Source organism: Rhizobium sp. YJ-22 (assembly GCF_029601685.1).
GTDB lineage: Bacteria > Pseudomonadota > Alphaproteobacteria > Rhizobiales > Rhizobiaceae > Metarhizobium.
In genome coordinates this window covers 553,343-568,892 of record NZ_JARRIR010000002.1, presented here as the reverse complement: position 1 = coordinate 568,892, position 15,550 = coordinate 553,343, and the positions used below count along the sequence as shown (strand labels likewise).

Genomic DNA, 15,550 nt, shown 5'->3' with positions numbered 1-15,550 from the left:
AATGACGAAGCCTGCGCGAGCCGCCGCGCAGGCTGATCCGGAAGCGTTCGGGGTGTTCGTGCCGAAGGCTCAGCGAGGGCAGACCTCGACGCGATAGCCGCGACCCCAATAATCATGGCGCCATTCCATGTGGCAGTAACGCGGACGCGGCGGCGGCAGGTAGTCCGGATAATAATAGACCGGACGGCCGTAATAGGGCTGGCTGCCGGCGGCGAGCGCCCCGCCGATGAGGCCGCCGACGGCGCCCGCGGCAAAGCCGCCCCAGAAGCGACCATGGGCGGCGGCGGGCGCGGAGGTCGCGACGCTGGCGATGGCGAGCGTGGTTGCGATCAGGCCCGCAGAGACAGTCTTTTGCAATACGGACATCGTTCGAATCCTTTCTGTTTCGCTCCGAAGAGCCAGGATCGAAGATGATCGCGCAACGTGGCGGAACCACGCCACATTTGCGCCATTGCGGGTTAAATTTCGTTCATGTTCGACGGCCTCAGAAATCGGTCGGCACGCCGCCTTCCGCCTTGCGGCGCGCGACGAAGGCGTCGAGTTCCTCCGAAACGGCCGGATCGAGCGGCGGCTGCTCGTAATGCTTCAGCGTTTCCTTGAACACCCGGTTGGCGTGGTCGTAGGTCGTGGGACGACCGGCTTCGCTCCAGGTCTCGAAATTGCGCCAGTCCGACAGGATCGGCGAATAGAAGGCGTTTTCGTAGCGCGCCAGCGTATGCGCCGTGCCGAAATAATGGCCGCCGGGGCCGACATCGCGCACGGCGTCGAGCGCCAGTGCATCGGCGCTGACATCGAGCGGTTTCAGAAATTCCGCCACCATCTGCAGCATGTCGACGTCGAGGATGAACTTCTCGAAGGAGGCGGTGAGCCCGCCTTCGCTCCAGCCGGCGGCATGCATGATGAAATTGCCGCCGCCCTGCGTCAGAGCCCAGAGCGACAGGGCCGATTCATAGGCTGCCTGCGCATCCAGCGTGTTGGCGGCATTGGTGTTGGAGGTGCGGTAGGGAAGACGATAGCGGCGCGCGAGCTGGCCGCCTGCGATCACCGCCTTCATGTATTCCGGCGTGCCGAAGGCCGGCGCACCCGTCTTCATGTCGACATTCGAGGTAAAGCCGCCATAGATGACCGGCGCGCCCTTTCGCACCATCTGCGTAAACGCGATGCCGCACAGCGCCTCGGCATTCTGCTGAACCAGCGCGCCGGCGATGGTCACCGGGGCCATGGCGCCGGCCAGCGTGAACGGCGTCACCACCACAACCTGATTGCGCGAGGACATTTCGATGATGCCCTGCAGCATCGGCCCGTCCAGGCGCAGCGGCGAGGAGGAATTGATGATGGTGAACAGCGACGGCTCGCGCTCCATCTGCTCCATCGAGATGCCGCGGCCGATGCGGGCGATCTCGATACCATCGAGATTGCGCTGCTGGCCGAGCGAATAGCAGTGGAACGGTTTGTCAGTGAGCTTGACGAGATCGGAGAGACAATCGAGATGGCGCACGGAGGCATGGATATCGACCGGTTCGACCGGATAGCCGCCCGTCGTGTGGATGATGTCGTAGCTCTGCGCCAGCTTGAGGAGCTTGCGATAATCTTCCTGGTTGCCGGCACGGCGGCCGCCGTCGCGGTCGGCGACGAAGGGGGCGCTGGCGATCTGGGCGAAGACGAGGTTGTCGCCGCCGATGGCGACGTTGCGCAGCGTATTGCGGGCGTGCAGGGTGAAGGTGGAGGGCGCGTGCGCCACATAGTCCATGATCATGGCGCGGTCGAAGCGCACCCGGTCCTTGCCGGGTGTCACCTCGGCGCCGGCCGCCTTCATGCGCTCGCGCGCCTGCGGCAGCATGATGTCCATGCCGATCTCTTCGAGGATGGTCAGCGACGCCTCGTGGATGTCCTCCAGCGCCTCCGGCGACAGAGCCCTGCTCTTGTCGAGCGAATTGACCAGATTGAGATAGGCGGAAGCGCCGCTTTTGCGGCTGCGCTCGACCCCGCGGCCGCCGTTGCGGCGACGACGTTCGGGCTGGGCGGCGGTATCGGTTTCAGGCGGTACTGCGGGGCTGATGTCGCTCATGGCAAATCCGATGGTGTGTTCTCGACATGGTTGTCGCAGGAATTTGTCCCTTTTGTCGCCGCTGTTTGCGACAGGAAGCCGACTTTCTTGGGATAGCGCGACATGGCGAACGCGTCGGGCAAGGCTCGGCCTTTATCGCGGTTGGTTAACGCGTTGTTATGCCCGCCGTGATATGCGGGAGGAATGCGCCCGGAAGCGTGGCACCAGAGTGTGGAAGAAATGGCTGGCGAACTGCTCGATATAGCCTGCGAAAGGATCATGCACCTTGAGCGGCCCGCCTATATCAAGGACAGTGAACTGCGCTTCGTCGCCGTGAATGCTGCCTATGCCCGCCTGTTCGGCCGCGCGCCCGACGAATTCCACGGCCTGCGTTCCGAAGATGTCGACGATGTCTCCGACCGGCGCGATGTCGGCGATTGCGAGCGCCGCGCGCTGGTGTTCGGAACCGAGGAGACCGCGTTGTTTGCCGGTGACGGCTGGTTCGACGACCAGGTGGTGGTGATCGAGCGCTTCATGCCGGCCGATGACCGCGCCTTCGTCTTCGGCCTGTTCGGCGCCTGGAACGAGGAGCGCGAGGCGCGGGACGAACCCGTGCTCACCCATGCGCCGGTTCGCGAGGATTTCGAACGCATCCCCGCGCCGCCCGCCTTCACACCGCCACCACTCGACGCCACCGTCACCGAGGCGCTCGATCTCATCGATATCGGGCTCGGGGTCTTCGACCCGCAGGGGCGGCTGGTTTATTGCAATGCCGGCTTCCGCGTCATCTATGGCGAACCCTGCGGCCATTTCGATCTCGGCGTTACCTATCGGATGCTGCTGGAGCGCATCTACGATTACGGCGTCGCCCGTTTCGGCGACGAGATCGTGCAAGGCTTCGGCACGCGGGAGCAATGGGTTTCCGGCCGCATCGAGCAGGCGCAGCGCCCCCACTACGACAAGGTGGAGCCGGCCTGCGACGGCGGCTGGCTGCGCTGCGTCAACCGGCGGCTCGACGACGGCTCGATGATCGTGCTGCGCCTGGACGTGACCGCGCAGAAGGAGCAGGAACTGGCGCTGCGTCGGCATATCGGCGAAACGGAACTGTTCCGATCGGTGCTGGAAGAGATGCCGGTCGCCGTCTTCATGCGCGACGCGGCCCACCGCCTGACCTTCGTCAACGAGGCCTATGCCGACATGGTTGGCGCGCCGCGCGCCGAATTGATCGGCACCACCGAAGCTGAAGTCTTCGACGATGCCGGCCGGGACTTCCATGCCAAGAACGATGACGTTCTGGAAAACGGCACGCTTATCCAGCGCGACGACGTCCTGCCGCGCCGCGACGGCAGCGTGCTGCCGATCATCACCCGCATGGCGCGCATCGACACGGGAACCGAAAAATACGTGGTCGGTTCCATGACCGATGTCTCGATGCTAAAGGCACGCGAGGCGCAGCTCGAGGAGGCGCGTCTGGAGGCGGAGACCCTGCATCGCGATGTCGGCAGCGTGCTCGAATCCATGCCGGTCGGCATCCTGATCCTCACCCCCGACCTGACCATCGAATTCGCCAACCCTGCCTTTCACGAGATCTGGGATTATCCCGCCGAAACGGTGCTTGCCGGCAGCCCGTTTCGCGATTATGTGCGCTTCAACTTCGACCGGGGCCTTTATGCCTGCTACGGCGAAGATTTCGAGGACGTTTTCCAGCGCCGTGTGCGGGAACTGTGCGACGTCAGTGAAAACGACCAGCGCGAAGTTTCCATCCCCAACGGCAAGACCCTGATCATCACCGCCAAGAACCTTTCCGGCGGCAAGGTGCTGATCTCCTATGTCGATATCTCCGCAGTCCGCGACAGCGAGCGCCGCATGCAGGAGACACGCCGCGAGCTGGAGCGTGTCGGCCAGTTCATGAAGGATGCCACCTGCGTGATGACGCAGGGCCTGATCGTCATGGAGAACGACCTGATCGTGCTGTCAAACGAGGCGGCGGCGCGGATTCTGCATGTGCCGCCGGAGCTGGTTGCGCATGGCGGCAGCGCGTCGGCGATCTTCGATCATTGCGCGGCGCGGGGCGATTTCGGCGGCGATCCGGAAGCGCTCGGCCAGTCGTGGCGCAAGGTGATCGCCGACAAGCATTCCTTCTCCCACGGTTTTCTCGCGGCGGGGCAGACATGGGTGCGCATGGAGGCGAATTTCAGCGGCCAAGGGCACTGGATGTTCGTGCTCAACGACCTCACGGAGATGAAGCGCCGCGAGGAGGAACTGACCGCGCTGCTCGCCCGCAGCGAGGCCGCCGACCGCGCCAAGTCCGAATTCCTCGCCAATATGAGCCATGAGATCCGCACGCCGATGAACGGCGTGCTCGGCATGGCCGAGCTTTTGTCGCGCACCCAGCTCGACACCCGCCAGCGCACCTTCGTCGATATCATCGGCAAATCCGGCAATGCGCTGCTGACCATCATCAACGACATCCTCGACTTCTCCAAGATCGATGCCGGCCAGATGAAATTGCGCAAGGCGCCGTTCGATCCGGTCGAGGCGGTGGAAGACGTGGCGACGCTGATGTCTTCCGCGGCGGCCGACAAGGATATCGAGCTTCTGGTCCGCTGCGGGCCGGATGTGCCGCAGGTGGTCGTCGGCGATGCCGGCCGCTTCCGCCAGATCGTCACCAATCTCGTCGGCAATGCCGTCAAGTTCACCGAGATGGGCTATGTACTGATCGACGTCACCGCCGAGCCGGACGGCGAGGGCGCGGTACTGCTGGGCCTGCGGGTCGAGGATACCGGTATCGGCATCGCCGGGGAAAAGCTGGACACGATCTTCGAGAAATTCTCGCAAGGTGATGGTTCCTCGACGCGCCGGCATGACGGCACGGGTCTGGGGCTGGCGATCACGTCCGGTCTCGTCGACTTGTTCGGCGGCTATATCACCGTCACCAGCGAGCCGGGGCGGGGATCGATCTTTTCCGTGCGCCTGCCGATGGTCGCACCCGCCCGAAGCGGCGAGGTCAAGGGTCTGCCGGTCAACGTCAATGGCGCGCGGGTGCTCATCATCGACGACAATGCGGTCAGCCGCGGCATTCTCGAGGAGCAGGCGCGGCGCTGGGGGTTCGATGCCTTCGCCACCGGCAGCGGCGAGGAAGCGCTGGCGCTTCTGCAAGCGGCCGCCGATTTCGGGGTGGATGTCGACGCGGTCGTGCTCGATTATCGGGCGCAGGGCATGTCGGGCGCCGATATCGCCCGCGCCATCCGTCGCGAGCCCCGCTTCGACGATCTCGCCATCATCTTCCTGACCTCGATGGATGCCGTCGGCGACGACGATTTCTTCTCGGCGCTGAAGGTGCAGGCGCATCTGATGAAGCCGGCCCGCGCCAAGGTGCTGCGCAATGCCATCGTCGATGCGGTGCGCGCCGCCCGCATCCGCCGGCTGTCTGCGGCGCCTGACCGGCCGGCGATCACGTCGACCGTATCCGCAGGCGTGGCATCGGCCGCCGCCCAGTCGCAGGCCGGCGGCCTGGATGTGCTGGTCGCCGAGGACAACGAGGTCAATTGCATCGTCTTCTCGCAGATCCTCCAGGGGCTGGATCTCCGCTTCCTGATCGTCAATGACGGGCAACAGGCGCTGGAGGCCTGGCGGGAGCACAAGCCGGGCGTCATCCTGATGGACGTGTCGATGCCGGTCATGAACGGCCATCAGGCGACGCGCGCCATTCGCGCCCATGAAGGCGCGGCGATCGCGCGCGGTGAGACGGTCGAGCCGGTGCCGATCGTCGGCGTCACCGCGCATGCGCACGCCGCCGACCGGGATCTCTGCTTCCAGTCCGGCATGAACGACTATCTTTCCAAGCCGCTCAGCCCGGAAATGCTGGAGGAAAAGATCGGCCGCTGGCTGCCGCGCAAGGCGAAGGCGTCAAGCACAAACTAAATTTCCATTTGATCACATTTCCGGTCGGAAAGCCGGTTCACGCTATATCTGGAAATACTGGCTTGACCCCGCAAAGCATCTCACGCTTGCCAGCAAAGCCCGGCCGGCGCTCGACGGTGAAACCCGCCTGCGCCAGATTGCGGCGCACGAAGCCCGCCGCCGCATAGGTCGCGAAACGACCGCCGGCGACGGTCTTGTCGTAGAGGGCGCGCATCAGTTCGAGCGACCACATGTCCGAATTGCGCGACGGCGCGAAGCCGTCGAGATACCAGGCGTCGAAGGCTGCATCGAAGTCGCGCACGCCTTCCAGCGCCGGGCCGCAGACGACGGTCAACCGGGTCCGGTCGTCGATGTCGAGCGTGACATGGCCGCCAGGTTCGGCCGGCCACAGGGCGACAAGCGCCTGCCGCTCGCGGTCGATCTCGGGCCAGCGCGACAGCGCCCGGTCGATATCGGCCGCCGCCATCGGATAAAGCTCGAAGGAGACGAAGTGGAGATGGCCGCCCGGCCCCCGCGTTTCCCGCCATTGCCGAAACGTCTCGCAGAAATTCAGGCCGGTTCCGAAACCCAGTTCGCCGATGCGGAAACTCTCTGCCGCCTGCCAGCGCGCGGGCAGGCCGTTCCCGTCGAGAAACACGTAGCCGCATTCCAGCCGGCCGTCGGTCTGGCAATAAAAGTGATCGCCAAAGGCCAGCGAATAGGGCATATCGCCGTCGCGCCAGTCGAGCGCCTGCCCGGCCGGGGCGGGCGTCGTTTCGGAGGTGGTTTCAGTCATGGCTCTTTCTTCGTCCAATGCCGTTCCTGCCGATACGCCGCCGGCGAGCGCCGGTCAATCGTCCGCCGACCTCGTCATCGTCGGCGCCGGCATCATGGGCCTGTGGGCGGCCTTCGAGGCGGGGAAGGCCGGCTTGAAGACGGTGCTGATCGATGTGCAGGGTGCGGGGGCCGGGGCCAGCGGCGGGCTGCTCGGCGCCTTGATGCCGCATATGCCGGATCGCTGGTCGGTGAAGAAGCAGTTTCAGTTCGATGCGCTGGTATCGCTGGAGGCGCGCATCGCCGAGCTGGAAGCGATAACCGGACTTTCCGCCGGCTATCGCCGCAGCGGCCGGCTGATCCCGCTGCCGAAGCCGCATCTGCGCGATATCGCGTTGCGCCACCAGGCCGATGCCGAAACGGCTTGGAAGACGCCGACGCGGGCCTTTCATTGGAATGTGATCGATGCGCCGCAGGTCGCGGGCTGGGTGCGGGCCGAGGCGGGTGCCGCCGGCTTCGTGCATGACACGCTGGCGGCCAGGATTTTTCCGCGCGGGCTGGTGGCGGCGCTGGCGGCGGCGCTCGCGACCTTTCCGAACCTCGCCTTTCGGCAAGGGGAGGGCGTTTCCGCCATCGATGCCGCGCGAAAACGCCTGCATTTCACGTCCGGCGACTCGCTGTCCTATGGCGCCTGCATCGTCGCCGCCGGCGTTTCCGCCTTCCCATTGCTCGAAGCCCTGGGGCCGGCGCTGCAAAAACCGCTGGGGCAGCCCGTGAAGGGGCAGGCGGCGCTGCTGGCCGCCGATGTCGATCCCGGCCTGCCGGTGATCTTCCTCGACGGGCTCTATGTCGTCGCGCATGAAGGCGGCCATGTCGCCATCGGTTCGACCAGCGAGAACAGCTTTGCCGAAGCGTTTTCGACCGATGCACAGCTCGACGGGCTGGTGGCGGCGGCGCGCGACCTCGTGCCGGCCTTGGCGGACGCGCCCGTTGTCGAGCGCTGGGCCGGGCTGCGGCCGAAGGCCATCGATCGCGATCCGATGGTCGGCCCGCATCCGGACCATCCCGGCATTGTCGCGCTCACCGGCGGGTTCAAGGTCAGTTTCGGCCTCGCCCATGTTCTCGCCCGCGCGGCGGTGGATGCCATCGAGGGGCGGGCGATGGACGTGCCCCCCGGCTTCACGCTGGAGAGCCATTTGGCCGTCGCCGGACGAAATGCGCCGTAAAGACCCCCGGTTGCTGCATCGCACTTCGCATCCCTGTCATGCAAATCACCTAGATCCGGCCGCAGGAGTCGTTTTGGACAAGGGGACGACATGCGTTATGCCATCTTTTTCACGCCGCCTGCGGGTAATCCGCTGACGCTGGCGGCGACGCAATGGTTGGGGCGTAATGCCTTTTCCGGCCATCCGGTCGAGCCGCCGGCGCTGCGCGGCCTCACGATTCCCGAGATCGCCTATTATACTGCGCTGCCGCGCCGCTACGGCTTTCACGCGGCGCTGAAAGCGCCGTTCCGTCTCTCCGAAAAGATGTCGGAATCGATGCTGCTGCGCCATCTCATGCGGTTTGCCGGCACCATCGCGCCGTTTGCCGTCGAGCGCATGGAGGTTGCCCGTCTCGGCGATTTCTACGGGCTGGTGCCCTCCTGCCCATCTGAGCAGCTGCTTTTCCTTGCCGCTGCCGTGGTGCAGGAATTCGACGCCTTTCGCGCGCCTTTGACCGAAGAGGAGATCGAGCGGCGCGACCCGCATGGGTTGAGCGCCGCCCAGCTCGCCAATCTGCATCGCTGGGGCTGCCCGCATGTGATGGACGAGTTCCGCTTCTATATGAGCCTGACCGGCCCGGTGGCGCCGGCGATAATGACCGTGCTCGGTCCGGCGCTGGAAGATTTTTTCGCGCCGGTGCTGCAATCACCGATGGAGATCGCCAATCTCGCGCTGTTCGTTGAGGAGGAGTCAGGCGCGCCCTTCCGGGTGCATTCCCTGCATCCGCTGGGGCGAATTTCACGGCGACGCACGGCCTGAGAGCGACGGTAAAGCTGTGCGCCGGCGGTTTTCCATCTCGACTTTCGCGGCATGAGTGCTACCGTCGAAGCCTGTCTGCATGGGGTTCTTTCGATGGTATCCGAGACTTATCCGCGCGATCTCGTTGGTTACGGTCGCGCCATTCCCGATCCGAAATGGCCGGGAGACGCCCGCGTCGCGGTGCAATTCGTGGTCAATTACGAGGAGGGTGGCGAAAGCTGTATTCTCGACGGCGACCCGGCCTCGGAATGCCTGCTCTCCGAAATCGTCGGCGCGCAGGCCTGGGCCGGGCAGCGCAACCTCAACATGGAATCGATCTACGAATACGGTTCGCGCGCCGGCTTCTGGCGTCTGTGGCGCATGTTTACCGGGCTGAACGTGCCGGTCACCGTCTATGGCGTGACCCTGGCCATGGCCCGCAACCCGGAAGCGGTGGCCGCCATGAAGGAAGCCGGCTGGGAAATCGCCAGCCACGGTTATCGCTGGCTGGAATATAAGGATTTTTCGGAAGAGGCAGAGCGCAAGCATATCCTCGAGGCCGTGCGGCTGCATACCGAACTCACCGGCGAGCGCCCCTACGGCATGTATCAGGGCAAGCCTTCCGACAACACGCTGCGGCTGGTGATGGAAGAGGGCGGTTTCCTCTATTCCTCCGACTCCTATGCGGACGACCTGCCGTTCTGGGTCAGGGGCGTCGACGGCAAGCCGTTCCTGATCATCCCCTATACGCTTGAAACCAACGACATGCGGTTTGCGACGCCGCAGGGGTTCAACACCGGCGACCAGTTTTTCACCTATCTCAAGGATGCCTTCGAGACGCTCTATGAAGAGGGCCGGGAAGGCAGCCCGAAGATGATGTCGGTCGGCCTGCATTGCCGCCTCGTCGGCCGTCCGGGCCGTGCGGCGGCGCTGAAACGCTTCATCGAATATGTGCTCGGCCATGAGAAGGTCTGGGTGCCGCGCCGCATCGATATCGCCAGGCACTGGCATGCTCATCACAAGCCGTCGAGCCTGCTGCCATGAGTGCGCGGGCCGATTTCATCGAAAAGTTCGGCGGCATCTTCGAGCATTCGCCGTTCATCGCCGAGCGCGCCTACGATTCCGGCAATATCCTGGTGCCGCTGACCGTCAGGGGGGTGCATGCTGCCTTCGTCGCGATATTCCGCGCGGCGAGCGAGGCGGAGCGGCTGGGCGTGCTGCGCGCCCATCCCGATCTCGCCGGCCGCCTGGCGATTGCCGGGGAACTCACCGAGGACAGCCGCAAGGAGCAGGCCGGCGCCGGCCTCGATCGGTTGAGCCCGCAGGAGCACGCCCGCTTCACCGCCCTGAACACGGCCTATGTCGAAAAATTCGGCTTCCCCTTCATCATCGCCGTCAAGGGGCTCGGCAAGGACGACATCCTCGCCGCTTTCGAGCGCCGCATCCACAATCCGCGCGAGGGCGAATTCGCGACCGCCTGCGCCGAGGTCGAGAAGATTGCGGCGCTCAGGCTCTCCGGCCTGTTGCCGCCGGGCTGAGGCAGGATTGCATCCCGGCTTCGATGCGCAGAAAAGGCGCCACGCCAATCCAAGGACATCAACGTGCAAGATTATCTTTCCATCGAACCGCTGACGCAGGACGCGTTCGCGCCCTTCGGCGACGTGATCGAGGCCGATCCGGCCCGGATGCGGCTGATCAACGGCGGGAATACCGAGCGGTTCCATGCGCTTTTCGCGCCTGAGGCAGCCGGCGAAAACGCCCGCGTCATCGTCAATCTCTTCCGTGGCCAGCCGCGCGCCTTTCCCTATCCCGTCGATATGATGGAGCGTCATCCGTTCGGCAGCCAGAGCTTTTCGCCGCTGAGCGGCCGGCCCTTCCTCGTGGTCGTCTCCGAGGATGAGGACGGCAGGCCGGGGCGTCCGCGCGTCTTCTTTGCCCGCGCCGACCAGGGCGTCAACTATCGCCGCAATACCTGGCATCATCCGCTGATGTCGCTCGGCGGCGTCAGCGATTTCCTCGTCGTCGATCGCGAAGGCGCGGAAAACAACCTCGAAGAATTCTTCTACGACATCCCGTATCTCATCGCGGAGCCCAAGCCATGACCGGATTGACGACCCATGTTCTCGATACCGCCGCAGGACTCCCGGCGCAGGGCCTGCGCATCGATCTCTTCCGTCTTTCCGGCGACGCCCGCGAAAAGATCGCCAGCATCGTCACCAATCACGACGGCCGCGTCGATGGCGGGCCGATCCTGATCGGCGACAGTTTTCAGGTCGGGGAATACGAGTTGGTCTTCCATGCCGGCGATTATCTGCGGGCCAAGGGCGTGGCGCTTTCCGAGCCGCCCTTCCTCGATGTCATCCCTCTGCGTTTCGGCATCGCCGACGTAACGGCGCATTACCATGTGCCGCTGCTGCTCTCGCCCTATAGCTATTCGACCTATCGCGGCAGCTAGATCAGGCAGCGGGCAGGCGACTGCCGGCCCGCTGAAAAAAATCAATCGCGCAGCAAAATGCTCTTGTCGATATCCTGGATGTTGCGACGGCCGCAAAGCGCCATGGTGACGTCCATTTCCTTGCGGATGATCTCCAGCACGTCGGTGACGCCCTGCTTGCCGCCGGCGCCGAGGCCGTAGAGGAAGGGGCGGCCGATATAGGTGCCCCTGGCGCCCAGCGCCACCGCCTTCAGCACATCCTGGCCGGAACGGATGCCGCCATCCATATGCACTTCGATCTTGTGGCCGACGGCATCGACGATGCGCGGCAGCATGCCGATCGACGACATGGCGCCGTCGAGCTGGCGGCCGCCATGGTTGGAGACGATGATTGCATCGGCCCCTGTCGAGACCGCCATCTGCGCATCCTCGGGATCGAGAATGCCCTTGAGGATCAGTGGGCCGCCCCAGCGTTCCTTGATCCATTCGACATCGCTCCACGACAGGCGCGGATCGAACTGCTCGCTGGTCCACACCGATAGCGACGACAGATCGGTGACGCTTTTCGCATGGCCGACGATGTTGCGGAAGGTGCGGCGCTTGGTGCCGAGCATCTTCATGCACCAGCCGGGGCGCGTCGCCATCTGCCAGATGTGCCTGGGGGTGAAGCGCGGCGGCGCCGACAGGCCGTTGCGGATGTCCTTGTGGCGCTGGCCGAGGATCTGCAGGTCGAGGGTCAGCACCAGCGCCGAGCATTTCGCCGCCTTGGCGCGGTCGATGAGGTTCAACACGAAATCCCGGTCCTGCATCACGTAGAGCTGGAACCAGAAAGGCTTGGTCGTGACGGAGGCGACATCCTCGATCGAGCAGATGCTCATGGTCGAGAGCGTGAAGGGAACGCCGAATTCTTCCGCCGCCTGCGCCGCCAGCATCTCGCCATCGGCATGCTGCATGCCGGTGAGGCCGGTCGGCGACAGCGCCACCGGCATGGAGACCGGCTGGCCGATCATCGTCGTCGCCAGCGACCGGTTGGTCATGTCGACCAGAACCCGCTGGCGCAGCTTGATCCTGGCGAAATCGTCCTCGTTGGCCCGATAGGTGCTTTCCGTCCAGGCGCCGCTATCGGCATAATCGAAGAACATCTTTGGCACGCGACGCTTTGCCAGCGCCTTGATGTCCTTGATTTCAAGCGGCTTGCCCATGCCCGACCCCTGTTTTGCTGATACCCAGACCGCGCCATAGCATGTCCGGGGCCGGCTTGTTAAGGGCGGAGGATCGAGAGAGGTCAATTCTGTTGACCTGTGACAGGATCACGCCGCCCCGGAACGAAAACGGCTTCTCCCGGTTCCTTCTCTGTAAGGAGACCACCATGGCACTGACGGCGATCTACGCGCAATTGAGCTGCTCCGACCTCGGGCGCAGCGTGGTCTGGTTCACGAATGTCTTCGCGCGCCAGCCGGATGCCCAGCCCATGTCGGGACTGGTGGAATGGCATCACGGCACGCAGGCGGGGTTCCAGCTCTTCGAAGATACCGAACATGCCGGCAAGGGCACGCTGACGCTGATGGTCGACGACATCACCGGCGAACGCGAGCGGTTGATGGCGGGCGGCATCCAGGCCAACCGGATCGAGGCCGCCGACTATACGACGATCATGCGGCTACGCGATCCCGACGGCAATCTGGTGGTGCTGGCACAGCCGGGCCGGACGTGAGGCCCGGCCGGCGCGGGGCTCAGGCGGTCAGTGTCGATTTGGCCGGCTTGCCGGCGACGTAGGTCTCGATCACGGCGCGGTCGTCGCCCATGGTCTGCAGCAGGAAAAGCTCCTCCGTCAGCCGGTTGACCACCTCCATCTTCAGCGCCATGGCCGGCGTCGCGCTGGCATCCAGCACGACGATGTCGGCATCGCTGCCGGGCTCTAAAGTGCCGATGCGGTCGACGAGGCCGAGCGCCTCGGCATTGCCGCGGGTCATCATGTGGAAGCTTTCCAGCGGGTTCAGGCGTTCGCCCAGCAATTGCTGGATCTTGTAGGCCTCGTCCAGCGTGCGCAGCATGGAATAGCTGGTGCCGCCGCCGATATCGGTGGCGACCGAGACGCGCACCGGCTTGTCGCGGCGCGTCAGCTTTCGCCACGGGAACAGGCCGGAGCCGAGGAACAGGTTCGAGGTCGGGCAATGCACGGCGATGGAGCCCGCCTCGCTCAGCGCGTCCATCTCGCGTTCCGACAGGTGGATGGCATGGCCGAGCAGCGTCTTTTCTCCGAGCAGGCCGTAATGGGCGTAGATGTCGGTATAGTCGATGGCATCCGGGTAGAGCGAGCAGGTATAGTCGATCTCCTCGATGTTTTCGGAGAGATGTGTCTGGATGTGCAGGTCGGGAAAGTCGCGGGCGAGCGCCTGCGCCGCTTCCATCTGCTGCGGCGTCGAGGTGATGGCGAAGCGCGGAGTGATGGCGACATGATTGCGGCCCTTGCCGTGCCATTGCTCGATGATCGCCCGGGTTTCGTCATAGCCCATCTGCGGCGTGTCGAGCAGGCCCTGCGGGGCGTTGCGATCCATCATCACCTTGCCGGCGACCATGCACAGCCCACGCCGGAGGCTTTCGGCGAAGAAGGCGTCGGCGGAGGCCTTGTGGACCGAGCAATAGGCGACGGCCGTCGTCGTGCCGTGGCGTACGAGTTCGTCGAACAGGCGGCCGGCGATACGCGCCGCATGATCGCTTTCGACGAAACGGCATTCCTCCGGGAAGGTATAGGTATTCAGCCATTCCAGCAGGTTGGCGGCATAGGAGCCGATCACCTGCATCTGCGGGAAATGCAGATGCGTATCGATGAAACCGGGCAGCAGGAGATGCGGGCGATGGTCGATCTCGACCGCATCGGCCTGCGCCTGCGCCCGCACCGTATCGTATGCGCCGCGGGCGAGGATTTTTCCGTCCTCGACCAGCAGGGCGCCGTCTTCCTCATAAGCATAGCTGGCGTGGTCGTCGAGGCTTTCCGGCCGGCGGTGGAAGCTAAGGGTGCGACCGCGCAGAAGGATTGATGTCATTGGGTTTTCTCCTGCGATATGGCGCTTTCGAACCAGGCGGTCAGCACCTGGCGCTCCTCAGGGGTGATTTCGGTGACGTTGCCGGGCGGCATGGCATGGCTGCGGCCGGCCTGCAAATAAATCTCGCGGGCATGGGTGGCGATCTCGGCATCCTCCTCCAGCTTCACGCCCTTGGGCGGGCGTACAATGCCTTCCCAGACGGGCTCGGCCGCATGGCACATCGAACAGCGGCTCTGGACGACGTCCTTCGCCGCCGGAAAATGCGCATTGGCGGCGAAGCGCTGCGATGCTGCGGGCAGGGCCGCCTGGCTCTCGCCGGTGAGCGCCTTCGGCACGGTGGAAAGCCACATGATGAGGATGAACAGGACGAGGGTGGCGATCCAGGTCCAGGTCGGACGCCCTTTTCGCGCATGGGTGGTGTTGAACCAGTGGCGGATGGTGACGCCCATCAGGAAGACCAGCGCCGCGATGATCCAGTTGAACGCCGTGCCGAAGGCCAGCGGATAGTGGTTCGACAGCATGAAGAAGATCACCGGCAGGGTGAGGTAATTGTTGTGCAGCGAGCGCTGCTTGGCGATGAAGCCATATTTCGGATCGGGCGTGCGCCCGGCGATCAGGTCGGCGACGACGATCTTCTGGTTGGGGATGATGATCATGAAGACATTGGCCGACATGATCGTCGCGGTGAAGGCGCCGAGATGCAGGAAGGCGGCGCGGCCGGTGAACACCTGCGTATAGCCCCAGGCCATCGCGACCAGCGCCACATAGAGCACCAGCATCAGCCCCCAGATATTCCTGCCGAGCGGCGATTTGCACAGGAGATCATAGACGAGCCAGCCGAGCGCCAGCGATGCGACGGAGAGGCCGATCGCCACCGGCTGGCTGATATCCAGCACATGCCGGTCGATGAGGAACAGATCGGCGCCGCCATAATAGACGACGCAGAGCAGCGCGAAGCCGGAAAGCCAGGTGGCGTAGCTCTCCCATTTGAACCAGACGAGATGCTCCGGCATGTTGGCCGGCGCCACCAGATATTTCTGGATATGGTAGAAGCCGCCGCCATGCACCTGCCATTCCTCGCCATAGGCGCCGGGCGGCAGATGCGGGCGTTTCACCAGGCCGAGATCGAGGGCGATGAAATAGAAGGAGGAGCCGATCCAGGCGATCGCGGTCACCACATGCAGCCAGCGGATCGCAAAGGCAAGCCATTCCCAGGCTATCGCATATTCATACATCGGCTTCCCCTCGTGCTCTTTTCCGACTCGTCACATTGCGAAAAAAACGAGTTGCGGGAAAGGGAAAATCGCCGCCATACACGGCGGAAAGGAACGGAAGCCGTGCC

14 protein-coding genes are annotated in these 15,550 nt (G+C 64.4%); 8 read left to right on the top strand and 6 right to left on the bottom strand.

From position 1 onward, the window contains the following. Positions 1 to 69: 69 nt before the first annotated feature. Together P7F60_RS07345 and P7F60_RS07340 are read right to left on the bottom strand one after the other, a co-directional pair. Positions 70 to 366, bottom strand: coding sequence for a hypothetical protein (locus P7F60_RS07345; RefSeq protein WP_277917055.1), 297 nt, complete (start codon positions 364 to 366; stop codon positions 70 to 72). A gap of 118 nt (positions 367 to 484) precedes the next feature. Then, positions 485 to 2,068 (bottom strand): trimethylamine methyltransferase family protein, encoded by a 1,584-nt coding sequence (locus P7F60_RS07340; protein WP_277917054.1) that lies wholly within the window; start codon positions 2,066 to 2,068, stop codon positions 485 to 487. Positions 2,069 to 2,326: 258 nt separating this feature from the next. Between P7F60_RS07340 and P7F60_RS07335 the strand changes: the two genes are divergently transcribed. Next, positions 2,327 to 5,971, top strand: coding sequence for a PAS-domain containing protein (locus tag P7F60_RS07335; protein ID WP_277917053.1), 3,645 nt, complete (start codon positions 2,327 to 2,329; stop codon positions 5,969 to 5,971). Between the two features lie 37 nt (positions 5,972 to 6,008). On the opposite strand, the gene mnmD is transcribed toward P7F60_RS07335, so the two are convergent. Continuing rightward, on the bottom strand, positions 6,009 to 6,746 hold the full coding sequence (gene mnmD, locus P7F60_RS07330; protein ID WP_277917052.1) for a tRNA (5-methylaminomethyl-2-thiouridine)(34)-methyltransferase MnmD: 738 nt from the start codon (positions 6,744 to 6,746) through the stop codon (positions 6,009 to 6,011). Here mnmD and P7F60_RS07325 point away from each other — a divergent pair. The 6 genes from P7F60_RS07325 to uraH all read left to right on the top strand — a co-directional run bounded on the left by P7F60_RS07325 (position 6,745) and on the right by uraH (position 11,182). Continuing rightward, the gene (locus tag P7F60_RS07325; RefSeq protein WP_277917051.1) at positions 6,745 to 7,950 is read left to right on the top strand and encodes an FAD-binding oxidoreductase; all 1,206 of its coding nucleotides are present in this window, start codon (positions 6,745 to 6,747) and stop codon (positions 7,948 to 7,950) included. The genes mnmD and P7F60_RS07325 overlap by 2 nt on opposite strands. 90 nt (positions 7,951 to 8,040) lie before the next feature. Next, complete coding sequence (locus P7F60_RS07320; protein WP_277917050.1) at positions 8,041 to 8,748, top strand: DUF1045 domain-containing protein; 708 nt, start codon at positions 8,041 to 8,043, stop codon at positions 8,746 to 8,748. Between the two features lie 93 nt (positions 8,749 to 8,841). Next, complete coding sequence (gene puuE / locus P7F60_RS07315) at positions 8,842 to 9,771, top strand: allantoinase PuuE (RefSeq protein WP_277917049.1); 930 nt, start codon at positions 8,842 to 8,844, stop codon at positions 9,769 to 9,771. Next, complete coding sequence (gene uraD / locus P7F60_RS07310) at positions 9,768 to 10,265, top strand: 2-oxo-4-hydroxy-4-carboxy-5-ureidoimidazoline decarboxylase (RefSeq protein WP_277917048.1); 498 nt, start codon at positions 9,768 to 9,770, stop codon at positions 10,263 to 10,265. The genes puuE and uraD overlap by 4 nt, the downstream gene beginning before the upstream one ends. Before the next feature lie 63 nt (positions 10,266 to 10,328). Further along, positions 10,329 to 10,829 carry an ureidoglycolate lyase gene (locus tag P7F60_RS07305; RefSeq protein WP_277917047.1) on the top strand — a complete coding sequence of 167 codons (501 nt, stop codon included), beginning with the start codon at positions 10,329 to 10,331 and terminating at the stop codon, positions 10,827 to 10,829. Further along, positions 10,826 to 11,182 (top strand): hydroxyisourate hydrolase, encoded by a 357-nt coding sequence (uraH, locus tag P7F60_RS07300; RefSeq protein ID WP_277917046.1) that lies wholly within the window; start codon positions 10,826 to 10,828, stop codon positions 11,180 to 11,182. Before P7F60_RS07305 ends, uraH begins: the two co-directional genes overlap by 4 nt. A gap of 41 nt (positions 11,183 to 11,223) precedes the next feature. On the opposite strand, the gene P7F60_RS07295 is transcribed toward uraH, so the two are convergent. After that, on the bottom strand, positions 11,224 to 12,363 hold the full coding sequence (locus tag P7F60_RS07295; protein WP_277917045.1) for an alpha-hydroxy acid oxidase: 1,140 nt from the start codon (positions 12,361 to 12,363) through the stop codon (positions 11,224 to 11,226). A 167-nt stretch (positions 12,364 to 12,530) separates the two neighbouring features. On the opposite strand from P7F60_RS07295, the gene P7F60_RS07290 reads away from it, so the two are divergent. Then, a complete protein-coding gene (locus P7F60_RS07290; protein WP_277917044.1) occupies positions 12,531 to 12,875 on the top strand; it encodes a VOC family protein in 345 nt (114 codons plus the stop codon). Positions 12,876 to 12,894: 19 nt separating this feature from the next. On the opposite strand, the gene guaD is transcribed toward P7F60_RS07290, so the two are convergent. Both guaD and puuD read right to left on the bottom strand, forming a co-directional pair. Beyond that, positions 12,895 to 14,208 carry a guanine deaminase gene (gene guaD, locus P7F60_RS07285; RefSeq protein WP_277917043.1) on the bottom strand — a complete coding sequence of 438 codons (1,314 nt, stop codon included), beginning with the start codon at positions 14,206 to 14,208 and terminating at the stop codon, positions 12,895 to 12,897. After that, on the bottom strand, positions 14,205 to 15,443 hold the full coding sequence (puuD, locus tag P7F60_RS07280) for a urate hydroxylase PuuD (protein ID WP_277917042.1): 1,239 nt from the start codon (positions 15,441 to 15,443) through the stop codon (positions 14,205 to 14,207). Before puuD ends, guaD begins: the two co-directional genes overlap by 4 nt. Between the last annotated feature and the right edge of the window lie 107 nt (positions 15,444 to 15,550).

Bases quoted from the DNA above. Each gene is read 5' to 3' on its own strand.
- P7F60_RS07345 (WP_277917055.1), bottom strand. From the start codon at position 366: ATGTCCGTATTGCAAAAGACTGTCTCTGCGGGCCTGATCGCAACCACG.
- P7F60_RS07340 (WP_277917054.1), bottom strand. From the start codon at position 2,068: ATGAGCGACATCAGCCCCGCAGTACCGCCTGAAACCGATACCGCCGCC.
- P7F60_RS07335 (WP_277917053.1), top strand. From the start codon at position 2,327: ATGCACCTTGAGCGGCCCGCCTATATCAAGGACAGTGAACTGCGCTTC.
- P7F60_RS07325 (WP_277917051.1), top strand. From the start codon at position 6,745: ATGGCTCTTTCTTCGTCCAATGCCGTTCCTGCCGATACGCCGCCGGCG.
- mnmD (WP_277917052.1), bottom strand. From the start codon at position 6,746: ATGACTGAAACCACCTCCGAAACGACGCCCGCCCCGGCCGGGCAGGCG.
- P7F60_RS07320 (WP_277917050.1), top strand. From the start codon at position 8,041: ATGCGTTATGCCATCTTTTTCACGCCGCCTGCGGGTAATCCGCTGACG.
- puuE (WP_277917049.1), top strand. From the start codon at position 8,842: ATGGTATCCGAGACTTATCCGCGCGATCTCGTTGGTTACGGTCGCGCC.
- uraD (WP_277917048.1), top strand. From the start codon at position 9,768: ATGAGTGCGCGGGCCGATTTCATCGAAAAGTTCGGCGGCATCTTCGAG.
- uraH (WP_277917046.1), top strand. From the start codon at position 10,826: ATGACCGGATTGACGACCCATGTTCTCGATACCGCCGCAGGACTCCCG.
- P7F60_RS07295 (WP_277917045.1), bottom strand. From the start codon at position 12,363: ATGGGCAAGCCGCTTGAAATCAAGGACATCAAGGCGCTGGCAAAGCGT.
- P7F60_RS07290 (WP_277917044.1), top strand. From the start codon at position 12,531: ATGGCACTGACGGCGATCTACGCGCAATTGAGCTGCTCCGACCTCGGG.
- guaD (WP_277917043.1), bottom strand. From the start codon at position 14,208: ATGACATCAATCCTTCTGCGCGGTCGCACCCTTAGCTTCCACCGCCGG.
- puuD (WP_277917042.1), bottom strand. From the start codon at position 15,443: ATGTATGAATATGCGATAGCCTGGGAATGGCTTGCCTTTGCGATCCGC.